The 13,346-nt window shown below is 45.9% G+C and carries 10 protein-coding genes; 4 read left to right on the plus strand and 6 right to left on the minus strand.

What is annotated here, in order from left to right:
- Positions 1–123: 123 nt before the first annotated feature.
- From QUA47_RS13675 to QUA47_RS13690, 4 genes are all read right to left on the minus strand, one after another.
- Positions 124–1,185, minus strand: coding sequence for a pentapeptide repeat-containing protein (locus QUA47_RS13675; protein WP_190655884.1), 1,062 nt, complete (start codon positions 1,183–1,185; stop codon positions 124–126).
- A 1,492-nt stretch (positions 1,186–2,677) separates the two neighbouring features.
- Positions 2,678–3,898, minus strand: a complete 1,221-nt coding sequence (locus QUA47_RS13680; protein WP_333407467.1) for a histidine kinase — start codon at positions 3,896–3,898, stop codon at positions 2,678–2,680.
- 398 nt (positions 3,899–4,296) lie between these two features.
- Complete coding sequence (locus QUA47_RS13685; RefSeq protein ID WP_333213726.1) at positions 4,297–4,779, minus strand: BON domain-containing protein; 483 nt, start codon at positions 4,777–4,779, stop codon at positions 4,297–4,299.
- Positions 4,780–5,259: 480 nt separating this feature from the next.
- Complete coding sequence (locus QUA47_RS13690; protein ID WP_333431132.1) at positions 5,260–5,814, minus strand: hypothetical protein; 555 nt, start codon at positions 5,812–5,814, stop codon at positions 5,260–5,262.
- A 69-nt stretch (positions 5,815–5,883) separates the two neighbouring features.
- On the opposite strand from QUA47_RS13690, the gene QUA47_RS13695 reads away from it, so the two are divergent.
- The 3 genes from QUA47_RS13695 to QUA47_RS13705 all read left to right on the plus strand — a co-directional run bounded on the left by QUA47_RS13695 (position 5,884) and on the right by QUA47_RS13705 (position 9,761).
- Positions 5,884–7,305 carry an S-layer homology domain-containing protein gene (locus QUA47_RS13695; RefSeq protein ID WP_333431133.1) on the plus strand — a complete coding sequence of 474 codons (1,422 nt, stop codon included), beginning with the start codon at positions 5,884–5,886 and terminating at the stop codon, positions 7,303–7,305.
- 539 nt (positions 7,306–7,844) lie between these two features.
- The gene (locus QUA47_RS13700) at positions 7,845–8,879 is read left to right on the plus strand and encodes a histidine kinase (RefSeq protein WP_333431134.1); all 1,035 of its coding nucleotides are present in this window, start codon (positions 7,845–7,847) and stop codon (positions 8,877–8,879) included.
- A 624-nt stretch (positions 8,880–9,503) separates the two neighbouring features.
- A complete protein-coding gene (locus QUA47_RS13705; protein ID WP_333431135.1) occupies positions 9,504–9,761 on the plus strand; it encodes a DnaJ C-terminal domain-containing protein in 258 nt (85 codons plus the stop codon).
- 231 nt (positions 9,762–9,992) lie between these two features.
- Here QUA47_RS13705 and QUA47_RS13710 read toward each other — a convergent pair whose 3' ends face one another.
- Both QUA47_RS13710 and QUA47_RS13715 read right to left on the minus strand, forming a co-directional pair.
- Positions 9,993–10,238, minus strand: coding sequence for a hypothetical protein (locus tag QUA47_RS13710; protein WP_333431136.1), 246 nt, complete (start codon positions 10,236–10,238; stop codon positions 9,993–9,995).
- A 17-nt stretch (positions 10,239–10,255) separates the two neighbouring features.
- On the minus strand, positions 10,256–10,789 hold the full coding sequence (locus QUA47_RS13715; protein WP_333431137.1) for an HAD hydrolase-like protein: 534 nt from the start codon (positions 10,787–10,789) through the stop codon (positions 10,256–10,258).
- An 828-nt stretch (positions 10,790–11,617) separates the two neighbouring features.
- Here QUA47_RS13715 and QUA47_RS13720 point away from each other — a divergent pair.
- Positions 11,618–13,150 carry an MFS transporter gene (locus tag QUA47_RS13720; RefSeq protein WP_333431138.1) on the plus strand — a complete coding sequence of 511 codons (1,533 nt, stop codon included), beginning with the start codon at positions 11,618–11,620 and terminating at the stop codon, positions 13,148–13,150.
- The last annotated feature ends 196 nt before the right edge of the window (positions 13,151–13,346 follow it).

Consider the following 13,346-nt stretch of genomic DNA (forward strand, 5'->3'; position numbering starts at 1 on the left):
CCCCACAACCGATAACTGAATTCTGACTCCTGACTCCTGAATTCTTTCTTGTCAAAAGTTTTGAGTTTTAAATTAAAGATTATTTAACTTAAAACTCAAAACTATTTTCCCTTAATCAACTTATCAATCCCGGCTGTGAGTAGCTCCATTCGGCAAAATCGCCCCGCCCAAAGCTGCTTCATTCAAATTATCAACATTCAAGCTCGCCCCAATCAAATTAGCCTCGGACAAATTAGTTCCTGTCAAATTCGCCCCTGTCAGAGAACTTAGCAGCAAACCCGCTCCCGACAAATTGGCGTGACTCAAATTCGCCCCCCGCAAATCCGCTTCCAGCAAGCTAGCACCTGCCAAATTCGCACCGCTCAAGTTAGCTCCCCGCAAAGAAGCTTTGTTCAAATTCGCAGCCCTCAAATCAGCATTGTGCAGAATCAAACCATTTAAATTAGCTTTACTCAAATTAGCTCCCTGCAAGTCGGCACCGCTCAAATTAGAGCCATTTAGATTGACCGATTGCAAGTCAGCACCGCTCAAGTCAGCACCGCTCAAATTAGCAGCGCAAATAGATGCCTCCCGCAGACTTGCTTCGCTCAAAGAAGCCCCAACCAAATTGACGCCGCTGAGATTTCCGCGATTGAGATGAGCCCGAGTTAAAGTTGCTCCGCTCAGGTTTGCCCCGGTCAAATCTACCTCGCTGAGAATCGCTCTCGTCAGATTTGCTCTGCTTAAGTCAACCCCGCTCATAATTGCTCGGCTCAGCGTCGCCCCGCTCAAATTAGCCTCAGTTAGTTTTGAGCCGCTTAGCAAACAAGCTCCTACTAAACTCGCTCCCGTCATTACAGCTTTGCTCAAGTCAGCCTGAGACAATATTGCTCCGCTGAGATTGGCCCCGCTAAAATCTGCTCCGAGCGCCACAGTTCCAGTTAAACTAGAACTCCCGAGGTTAGCTTCAATTAATTTCGCCTTAGACAAATTAGCCCCGCTCAAGTCGGCGCCGTTTAAATTAGCTGCAATCAGTTTGCTTTTAATTAAGTTGGCGCCTTTCAAATTAGCGCTGCTCAAATTTGTTCGACTGAGATTAGCTTCACTCAAATGAGCTTCAATGAGGTTAGCCCCTCGAAAATCTCGTTCCCCGTTTCTATGTCTAATTAAAAGTTCATCGGCACTTAAAATTTCAGTGAAATTCATAAAAAAAGTTGAGTGAGTTTCCTTAATTTCTCGATGTTCTCTGTTGTCTGAAAATTTGTACTATCGTGTTTGGCCGTAAGTTTTTTCAACCTATACTGCCATATTAACAATTGTCAAAACTGGTTGATTCCTAGCATCACCCTGCTCACCTAGTTATAACTCACGAAAAACCCGGTTTCTCGTAAATAATCTGGGTGTTTTCAGCGCGGCAGTCATGAAGAAACCTAGTTTCTCGCCGCGTGTAAGCCCTGTAAGTCTTATTTGGCTAGTAATTAGTTGGCGGTTGATGTTAGTTGTTAATTGTTAGTTGTATTTATACTAACTGCTAATCACTAACTATTAACTGCTAACCATGTAGCAAAATACCGAGAAGTTGTCGATCGATCTTGTCAAGGTCGATCGAATATTGGGAGTATTGCTGGCGGCATCCGCGCCGCATTCTGACCGGAAAAATTGCTGGTACAGGCGATCGAATTTATTAGTGCAATCAAGAAACAAGATCTCGGAGCTTCAACCCCAAATGCCTTCTACATAAGTGCCTTCTATCTTCGATCGCCCATGAAAGCAGATCCCGGTCAGCTCAGCTAGTTTCACCTCCCCCCACTGTGCTGCGCGCCAGTGAAATCCAACAGGAAGGCTGTTTCCCTCGGAGTGCTGAACGAGTCGCAGGCAAAGCAAACAATACGCTGCGCTGAGCCTGAGATTTCGCGAAAAAATGAGCCGCGAGCCATTGTGCTCCCGCGCTGCTGTGCTTGCTATCAATCTTTACTCGATCCATGAGCGCTTGCGGTTCTAATTAACAGAACACCCGACACCAGACGCGCTCCCGGACATAAAAGCTGTTCCTGGGCTTCTCAAATGTTTCGCTGAGGCATTCCCAGAAAAACTGTATTCCTGTAGCAGGTCTTGCCAACGGCAATTCGGCTGCTACAGCCAACTAATGACCGGCCTAAGTCTTGCCCCAAGGCTCCGACAATATTATTATTCTAATATTTGCCGACCACCCCAGGCATTTCTGGGCGCGCGGGACTGGGTACTTCACCTGTATAAGTTGGTGAAATTAGCCACCCCATAATTAAAGATAGTCGCTCTTTGACAAACTGGGCAATATCTGCTGTAATTTATGTCATCTAATTTGATAATACTGCGGGGTTTGCAATCGAGCTGTAGTGAGTGTTACAGAGTAAAAAAACACTGCGGATTGAGGGTATAAAAATTAAGGGAGCCGAGCGATCCTCCGGCGCAAAGCCCAGCTCACGGTCGGGGGCACCCATCAAAATTCAAGTGGTGACAGGTCGCGTTTTTTAATGTTTCCACTTTCCACGACAAAAGCCGACTTTCAGAGAAAAAGCCGACTTTTGAGATAATTTTACCGAGGAAGTCCAAAACTCCTAGCTCGCCGATGTTGCTTGGATCAGTTTCGACAATCCGAGTGCGCGAGTGCGACTACCCGGCAGGAAGTAGAAACAATACCCAAACAAACTCGGAAGTATTAAATCAGAGGGCGGCCGCCGGTAGTGCCATGAGTGGGATCGTAAATACCAGCGGTAGTATCAGCGCCCGGAGTGCCGGGAGCGCCGTAATCAGCCCGAGCGTTATCGACGCTGGGAGTATAGTCGTAGGTGTTCCAATGCTGAATGCCTCCGCGGCTCAAAATGGTTTCAGCTCTAGCGACTTCTGCTTCGCTGCCGTCAACCAGTACCAAGTAATCTCCCCTTGCCACGCGATCGTTGTATGCTCTAGCTTCCTCTTCGGGAATTCCCATACCGACTAAAGCTCCGATCAAGCCGCCTGCTGCTGCACCCAAAGCCGTACCGGCTAGTGTAGTGGCGATCGCCGTAGCTGAGGCTCCTGCCAGCATAATCGGCCCGATTCCCGGAATGGCAACTAGACCCAGACCTACCAACAAGCCTGTCAAACCGCCCAAAGTGCCACCTGTGAGGGCGCCTTTTGTGGCTCCTTCATCGGATTTGTTGTCTGTGCTGTCGTGCACGTCAATGCCTGCGATCTCCCCTTTCGAGTCAGCATCCTTAGCGATGACCGAAACCCGATTCATGTCGAAACCGGCAGTTCTAAGTTCTCCCAGTGCGTGTTCCGTCTCGCGGCGGGTTGAAAATACTCCCACGGCGCGCTTCTGGCTGCCCGAAGCTCTGCGGCCGGTCTCTGCCGGCACATCGTAAATGCCCCAATCCTGAATGCCCCGCACGCTCATAATTCCTTCGGCTGTGGCGAGTTCGGCATCTGTTCCTTCTACGAATACCAAATATTCTCCGCGCGAGACGCGATCGTTATAACCTTTAGCTTTTGCTTCGGGGACTCCCAAACCGACCAAACCGCCTACCAAACCGCCTGCTGCTGCCCCAATCGCGCCTCCGACAACAGTATCTGCCAGCAGAGTTGCGATCGCGCCCCCCGCCATCACCGGGCCAACTCCCGGAATCGCCAGCGCTCCAATGCTTCCGAGCAACCCAATCAAACCGCCTGTCACGACTCCCGCTGTCGCGCCTGCTTTTGCGCCGCCGCCCGCTTTGTCGTCGGTACCCTTACCAGTACCAGTGCTAGCGCCCGCAATTTCGCTGCTATCGAGATTTTCCCCAACTACCGAAACTTTATTCATCGGAAACCCGGTACTTTGCAGCTCCATCAGGGCTAGTTCCGTATCTCGGTAATTAGAAAATGCTCCTACAGCTCGCTTGTGTTGACCTAAAGCCATTTTTTTTCTCCTTGAGAATATACTACTTTTACACAACCACAGAATTTATGCTCTGCCATCAATCACATTTATTCATTTTTTTCCAACAATTTTCATCGGTCGCTGGGAATAACTTCCAGCTCTCTCTTCAGGTTGGTTTCCCACTAATTATCCGGGCTGAAAAATCGGAAATTGGGAAGGGGTAGTTGCAGGTATTGCGCGATTTTCGAGTGCGTTAATTTTAAATTCAATTTACACCCTTTAACTTAAAACCCCGCTCTCTCTAGAGAGTCACCTAAGCGTTGCGCTCCGCTCCCAAAGCAATCTTAGAATGCCCAACTTTACCCTCTTCCCTCAGACTTCTCTCCTACATCACTACATCGTTCTTCCTTGTTTCCCTCGGACTTCTTCTTTTTAATTTATTGATTGCTGCTAGGCGATGCCGATGCAGCGGGGGCGACAACAGCCGTAACATTCACCTCTTTGACACCCTTAATCTCTTTAGCTAGCGGCTCAATTTTAGCTAAATCAGTTTGATTGGGAACTGTGCCGCCTACGGTGACAAGGCCATCTTTTGCCTCAACAGTTAGCGCACCTTTAGTGATGTTTACTTCTAACTTGGAGCGCACTTCACTTTGCAGGTCGCCATCGGCTCTTATTGCATCGCCGCCCGTCACATTGTTGCGCTGTTCTCTGGCCCTGATATCAGAATTTGCTTGGTTTTTGCGAATCTCGCTAGTGGCGTCACCCTGAGTTTTTTGAACTGTATCGGCTGGGGGCGGGCTACTGGTATTTTCTGTGGCTGAATTAGGAGCATCAGAGCTAGTTTTAGCCCCTTCGCTGCAAGCAGCAGCTCCAAATAATAGGAGGCCGCTGAGGAGAATTGGTGTTAGTTTGTTCATAATAGGTTAATACCGTCCGGGTAAGCTTTCGATGAGTCTGACTTCGTTGAGCCAGATTTAGGAGCCAGATTAAGCAAGACAGAATCTTGGTTTCTGTCTTTGTTTCTGCTTTCTGCGTTGGTTTTTTATAGGATTTAAAAATCCTTACATCAAATATATAAACTTCAGCAAGTATCTACATCGCTCCACGGGTGTAAAATTTATCTATGTCGTTAGATAGAGTACAAAAAATAAAATAAGGTCTTAGAGCTAATTCAACTTAATTAGTCGGGTACGCACTCTTTTTCAGAAATCCGGTTGATTCCGAAGTTTTTAGTTACTAAAGCTAATATTTTCCTATACAGCAAGTTTAAAGGCGTAAGTTTTATTAATAAATTTGAGCGCTACTCCCAACTAATTTTTCAATTTTCCGGGTTCACTCAATATCCATCCCGGAAATCCGTTAAATACCGTACACTAATCAGTGTAAAATTTCCTGCTTCAAAACAAACGAAAAGAGTCGAGAAATTTTTGAGCATTTTCTGGTTCTGGGGTAGTGGCAACCAGGCCGTAAACGCGGGTCTCCACCAAAAAAACTTGACCGAAACCTACAGGTTCAGTGGGGGAAAGCGGCTGAAACTCAAATTCTTTTCCCGGATAGCCTCCGAGGGAAATATCCCGCACTTGCAAGACTTTAGCATTCGCTGCCACGACGAAAAAATCAACGGCATTATTTAAAGTAATTCTGATATTATTGATATTATTGTTCCTCACTCGAAAATCTAAATCAAAGTATTGAAGCAAATAAGATTCTTTGTTTTTTAAGTTCGATCGGTATGTATGAGCAATAAGTTGATTTGAAAAAATTTCTGAATTAATTTTAGGAGTTCCCGGCATATCGATCGCAAACTGACCCATCGCCGAGCAAAATGGCTGCCACTCTGGCGTCTGAATTTCTGCCCGCAGCGGGGCTGGTTGAGATGCAGCGGGACGGGCAAACTTGACAGGGTATGAAAGTAATGTAGCAGTAACTAGAAGTAAATACAGAAATTTCATTTGGGTAAAAATTATATAGGCCCGATCGATCTGCGCTAGCCTAGAAATATATCTGCAAAGGGGCGATTTATGCTGAATATTATATTTACTCAACGGCGAGGCAACTCTCAAGGACGATCTAAAATCACTAAAACCAATAAAACCAATATACTCGCTGCTGTAAATACTTGGCTGGCTGTGTGTCTGCTGGCTGCTGTCACAGCTTGTGCCAACAGCCCCAACAGCAAGGCCCTCGAAGAATCTTTAGCCGCCGATCCGAAATTAAAACAAAATCCAGTGGTTTTCTCTTCCCCGCCACCGGCAACAGCAATTGAGACAAACTCTAGCGCCAAACTTCCTCCCGATTTCCCGACAGAGATTCCACTCTATCCTAATGCTGAGTTAATCGAAGTTGGCGGGCCAACCGATCCGTCGCAAAAAAATGTGCGGCTGCGCTGGGAAAGCACAGATCCTGTTAATTCGGTTCAGAACTTTTACTCGACAGAGTTTGGGCGTCGCAACTGGGAAATAGTCAGCCGCCCCACCGCCGAGGGACAAGGTTCTTTGGTAGCAACGCGAGATAATTTACGGGTAACTGTGTCGCTTTCTCCTACTCAGAAAGTAGGAGGTTCTACAGAATTTGCGATCGACTACAGCAAAGAAAGCCCCGAGATTGCCGCCAGTCCCCAACCTAACAATTCCGAGTCTAGCGCATCTCCAACCGCTTCACCAACTCCATCTAATTCAGAGGGAACTACTCCAACGCCATCCGCCTCGCCAAAATCAGCACAAGTTAGCCAACTAGACACCGAAATTCCTCAACAGTTGCGGCAGTATGTGGCAGATTTAAGTCAGTTGGAAGCGTTGAAAGTGCGATCCTCTCCGAGGGCTTCGCTAACGACAGAAAGTGCTAATTTAGAAACAGCCAGCACTTTGCCCAAACCCAACAAAATTGTCACTCGCCGCGAATACGCCCGCTGGTTAGTAGCAGCTAACAATCAGATTTATGCTAGCCGTCAAGCCAAACAAATTAGATTAGCAGTAGACTCTAGCGAACCAGCATTTTCTGACATACCCAAAACTGACCCGGATTTTTCAGCAATTCAAGGTTTAGCAGAAGCCGGTGTAATTCCGAGTTCGCTTTCGGGAGAAACTAAAGATGTGAAATTTCGCCCGGATGCCCCTTTAACTCGCGAAACAATGATTCTTTGGAAAGTACCTTTAGATACTCGTCAAGTTTTGCCCACAGCTAACATTGACGGAGTGAAAGAAAAGTGGGGTTTTCAAGATGCTTCTAAGATTGATTCCCAGGCATCGCGGGCAGTTTTAGCTGATTTTAACAATGGAGATTTGGCGAATATTCGCCGCGTTTTTGGTTTTACTACTCTGTTTCAGCCGAAGAAATCAGTGACTCGTGCCGAAGCTGCTGCTAGTTTGTGGTATTTTGGCGTTCAAGATCAGGGATTGTCTGCTAAAGATGCCCTGGAAGCAAAGTCTCAACCTGCTGAGTAGAGTTGTTTGGGGTGGTTAAAAGTTTTGAACACAGCATCTACTTACCAATACCCCAGAAACCGGGTTTTTTCTCTGTAAGCAAACCCGGTTTCTGCGTCCAAGACTGACGAAATTGTACCAATTTTTGATACCTCGGCCTGCGATCGCCCGCCACAAAAATTGCAGCTTGAGTTTCTAGGATTTCGGTGAATATGGCTTACCCAGAAACCGACTTTTATCTACGAAAATGCCATGTAAAACGCGAGGCATATCCGGTGAAAAACCCCGTTTCTTTAACTCCTCTGGGGGAGTTTTCGTAAAAAACCCTTTTACAAATTAAACATCGGCTTTTCTGTCCTTGTGGCCTATCCTAGGGGATAGATTTTTTTTCTTTAATCTTAATTTCTGTATCCAGCCATACAACTGCTGCATTTGGCGGGCCAATTTTATAAATATTTTAACTAACACTTTGTTCAAAACTCTCAGTAGGATTCCGGATGCCGTAGCGGCCTTAACGATAAATGAACAAGAGTGTTTGAGCTCTTGGAGAGCATTTTTTAATGTACGATATTACCTTATTTACCCCGCAAGACATGGCTAAATGCAGCTTAGTCCTGCGCCACTTAGGTAGAAATACTGCTAGTATGGAAGCCAGCAGCCAGAAGATTGTTAACTATATTTACCGACATTTTTGCGATTCGCAAACTGGAGAAAATACCTGTGCCTTAGTGCGTTTGTTCAAAACTCATCCCTACGGGGAATTAGAAGACTCATTGCAACAATCCGCCCGCCGCTTGATGAAGGGCAATTCCCCCGTTGCCGACATGAAATGTTGGACTCTGCTAGCAGCAGCCGGCACACAACCGCAGTGGAATTCTCGGCACACAGCAGCAGAACATACAGCTATTCCATTAGTTAGCACCAAATTAGTGGCTCAAATGCCGGCGATTTCGGAAATAATCCGGCAGTTTGGTTTAGATATTCCTACATTCCTCGGAATTGAGCGAGAAAGGTTCCTGCAATTAGAACCCGCAGTATTAAATATTTTTCACGTATCAGAAGCAAAAGGCAGCCCCTTTATTCCTGAGCAAAATTCCTTAATTATCCCCTACCAAGTCAAGTCTGTCTTGGGATTTGGGGGACTTCTGCCGTCAGGAAGTTTGTTTGCGGTAGTGATGTTCCTGAAAGTTAAAATTCCCCCAAGCACGGCTGAAATGTTTAAAGATTTGGCACTTAGTGTAAAAACAGCATTGTCCATCCCCGACAAACAAAGTGTTTTTGAGTATTCAGGAAGTCCGAAAAATTGTGTTACTAATAACGATTTTGCCGAAACCCAATTACTGGAACATCAAGTTGCTAATTTAATTCAATTGCTGGATTTTTCAGAACAACAAATGCTCCGACAATCCGCTGGCTTTCAACAGAAAATTGACAATTTACAGCGCGAACTAGCGGATTACAAAAATAAGGAACAAGCTTTGAAAGTAAGCCAAAATTCGTTTACAGGCATCCTCAATATTCCCAAAGAGGCTATTGGTAGCCTAGAGGAAAATCAAGGAATTCAGCATTTTAATCAAGGGGAAGAACAGATTTAAACCAAGCTCTGTGTTTAGCAACCCGGTTTCTTTGATAAACCGGGTTGTTGCTGTGTTTGTTCAGTGAATTTTACTTTTAGAGGAAGGAATGCGAGCATCCGGCTCGCTGTATATAGCAATCCTTGCAGGAGTCGTAAATTTTTGACCCCACCCCAACCCTCCCCTTATCAAGGGGAGGGAGTAAGAAATTCACAAATGATTTAGGATGGCTATATACATCTAAGTAGGTCGGCAGAAAAAAAATTAGGTAAATAAATGAATTTTAATTTCTGTTCCCCAAAATAATACTACAAGGACGCTGAGAGTTTGAGAAATATTTTATGCACGTAAACTACCAAGAAAAAAGTGATTTAACCCCAGAGGAGTTAAAAATACTTTTGTCGCAGGCCCGTGAACTATAATTAATCGACCACAAATTTAGACACCGAGATTGGTTAAAGGCTGGATATAACCAAAGCTTTACAGATGTAGTGAACCTGCGAGGTGTAAAGAGAATTACTGTAAATAGATGGTTAAAACAATATAGTGCTGGCGGTCTGCAAAAACTGTTAAAAATACGGCACGTAACTGGTAGACCCGGAGTCATACTCTCCCCTGACACAACCACGCCTATTAACGATTAATGTGCGAATTCCACCAGGGCCTAAACCCGGAAGCCGCATCCGTGTCAAAGGTAAGCGTCGTCCCAGTCCCTTCTCGCAAGCTCGGGGAGATTTATACCTGACTATCGAGCTACTGCCCCATCCATTTTTCCGGTTTCAAGGTGATGATATTATCAGTGAAATTCCGATTAGACCTGATGAATCTGTATTGGGTTCTCAAATAAAAGTACCAACGCCTGACGGCATCCAGAGTTCATCGAGTGCTCAAGCTAGCGTGTAACTAAAATACTTTCGCCAAGTAGAGAAAGGGTTCTCATGCTTACGGCTGGAAATTATTTTATCTGCGCTCCTTGGCACTTATTCTAGGATGCAAAAATAGTCTTACAATGACTACTTTTTTTGCGCCCACATAGAGCGAATTTTGCGGGGTGTGTTTGTCTCGGACATTGCTAGTTGCAGCATACCCGATCGCGGTTTGCGGTATTGTCCAGACCACTTGATTTTGCTGTGGTCATACCCCCTGCTGTGCTTGAATTTCATTGAGCAACATCTCATCAGAGTAGGATTTTTCCCATTCGCCCTGAAGCTTGAGCCGCACTGACTTTGCGCCACCACTAGGCGTACAGACTACCCAGTACCTATCTTCTTGTCCTTTAACCTGAGCCGCATCCTGGTTTTCTGCATTGTGGGAAATCCCAGAATAGGCTTGAATACATACCCAGGTAATGCGGTTGCTATCTGTAATCTCTCGTTCCATGACTATCCTATCGATTACTATACTTCTGTAAGGTTGGGGACGATCGCCTCTTGATGTTGCTCGATCCAGTCCCATGCCCATTGAAAGGGTATACCTGCTCGTTGCGCCGCTTGTTCATCTTCGGGGCGATCGCCCACATACAGCGAATTTTGCGGGGTGTGTTTGTGTCTGACCATTGCTAGTTGCAACATACCCGATCGCGGTTTGCGGTACTGTCCAGACCACTTAGTTTGGCTGTGGTTATAAACATTGTGATCGGTGACGCGGAAACACTTTTTACCCTCAAAGTCTGGGCAGAAGTAGATTTCTCTCAACTCTGGGAATAACTCAAGTGTGTATTGCTGTTCCTGGATGCACTCTTGCATAGACTTATGACCTGCGGCAACTCCACCTTGGTTGGTGATGCCGGCAATAATCCAATCGTCTTTGTAAGCGCCAATGGCAATCTGGGCACCTTCAATAATGCGTTGATCTTTGGGATGTTGGAAGTATTGTTTTCCGCTGAGCGGTTCACGGAGCGTACCATCCATATCTATTAGTAATAAGCTCATCGTTCCCTAGAAAATTCCCTGTTTTATTAAACATCCTAAGCTGCGATCCATTTCCTCTCCTCTAGCTAATGGAATGTACTGCTAGGGCGATCGACCTATCTTGAAACGAAAGGGGTTGCCTCACCGCCTGAGATACAAATCTCGCCCACCAAAGAATTTAGCCCCACTTCACTGCTAGCAGAGACAACCCCTTCCTTTTGCCCCTCCTTCCTGAAACCAAGTTGATGATTACCTCAAGTCCGATGCCCCTCCAAGCCCAACAACGGCAACCACCTGTAATTTATTGGCTTCAATCGAGCCTACTCCTTAAAATCCTCATTAAAAATTCTTCCGCTTGAAGATGAAGTCACTCTAGGAAAGTTTGGTCGAGTTGAAATCTACGAACTCAACTTCTAACTGCAGATACCTTAGAGGTAGCATATCTGCATCCTCCTTAGAGTTTAGAAAGAAATCTATCTTGAGAAATAACCTTTAATGATTAACTCTAAAATAATTTAAGTAAATATTGTAACTAAAAGCTTAAAATTTGTTTACAAACAACAATTGTTATTATTTATAAACATTCTTGTCAAATTGTTAAAGTTATACTATACTAGAATAGAGAGTATTTTTATATGAATTCTGTCAAGAAAACCTGACTATTTGGGACAGGTTGTGGTTATATTTCTGAAATACTTTATGGCGTTTACTAATTAACGCTCAGCAGGTAAGGGGTTGCCATTACAGGATTTAAATAAAGCATTTTTTAGGACATTTGTCTTTAGAAAGGCACTCAGAGCAAAGCAGTAATGTAGTTCCGATTAACTCTTTAAATATTGCCTAGATAATATGCTCACTCCCCACGAAGATAGCATTTTAGTAGAAACGAGTCCTCTGGTCCCTCTGGCCATTGAGGAAATCCCAGACAATAAGGCATTATCAGAGACAGTAGTTACTACAAACCCGCATCTTAAAATTCCCAAGCGAGATATTCGGAAAAGCCTCAAGGCATTAACTACCGAAGGTGCGTTTGCTACGGTGTTTTACAGTATTATTGGCGGTGCGTTGCTTAGTAATTTCTTGCTGGATCTCGGTGCCAGTACAGTGGAAATTGGTCTGCTCGCCTCAATTCCGCAGGTAACCAATTTGCTGCAACCGCTGGGAGCCTATCTGGGAGACCGCATCAAGAGCCGCCACTGGTATTCCCTGGTGATTTTCGGCTCGTCGCGGCTGCCGTGGTTGCTGATTGTGCCTGGGATTTGGTTGGTCAGCTCATCTCGTATGCAGCCGCGCCAGTTGGTGCTGTTGACATTGGCAATTATCTGCCTGAGTAATTTCATGGAAGCTTTGGGCCGTGCTTCCTTTCTTAGCTGGATGGCTGTGTTAGTACCAGACCGATTGCGGGGGCGGTATTTTGGCTTTCGCAATAGTGTGGTGACCTTAACCAATCTCATAGGCGTGCCGGTGCTGGGTCTAGCGGTATCGAAGTGGCCGGGTGGTTCGCTCTCTGGCTTCGGTGTGGTCTTGGTTGTGGGAGTTGTGTTCGCAATACTCAGTCTGATCTTTCAGTTCTCGATAACCGATGTCAACCCGCAGCTAGTACACGCCGCCGATTCGGATACAGACCACGGCTCGCCCTTGAAGAAAGTTTTTAGCTTCTTCAAGGATGCCAATTTTTTGAGGTTTCTGCTTTACTCTGGCTTGTGGAGCTTTGCGGTTAACATCAGCGCTCCCTTCTTTAACCTCTACTTGCTGGGGGACCTCAACCTAGATGTCAGCGTGGTAACGCTCTATAACAGCTTGGGAGCTGGCGCTAACTTACTGATGCTAATGTTCTGGGGCAAATTGGCTGACCGGATTGGCAATCGCCCGCTGATGATAACTGTCGGAATCTTGGTGGCTCTGACGCCTCTGCTGTGGCTAGAAGCTGGAACTACTCCATTTTTCCTTTGGGCTTGGTTCCCCTTCTTGCATATAGTGGGCGGCGCGACTTGGGCAGCGATTGACCTGTGCAGTGGCAATCTGATGATGTCGGTGACGCCGCTACGCAATCAGTCGATTTATTTTGCTGTTGCGGCGGCGGTTCCTGGAATCACTGGGGCGATCGGAATCACCGTTGGTGGCTATGTCGCGACTCTGACTGATTTTGGAGGCTTGCCAACGGTGTTTGCTCTCTCAGCCGTCCTGCGGGTGTTTGCCCTCCTGCCATTGGTGTTGGTTCACGAGCAGCGCTCTGTGCGTGTGAGTGAGCTAATGCGAGTCCTGATCCCAACACTCAAGCGTCAAGCAGCGGCTATTCAAGCAGGACGCACCACTTTGAAAGCATTACCATTAATAGAAGAACTTGAGGATGAAGGTCCACCTGCAAGCTCATCCACTTAGTCTTGAGATGGCGAATTGACGAACCCTCCCCCTGAACGGGGAGGGATTTTTATTCATAGTTCATTGCAATGAACTACTGCGGGGACAAGAGCCGCCTGGTACCATTTCTGAAAATTTAACTATAATTAAGTATAACTGCTTATACAAAAGCTTTTAAACAGATCTATCCTAGTGGGGATGTGGCAAAAAATGAAAT

The sequence above is a fragment of the Microcoleus sp. MON2_D5 genome (genome assembly GCF_036701905.1).
GTDB lineage: Bacteria > Cyanobacteriota > Cyanobacteriia > Cyanobacteriales > Microcoleaceae > Microcoleus.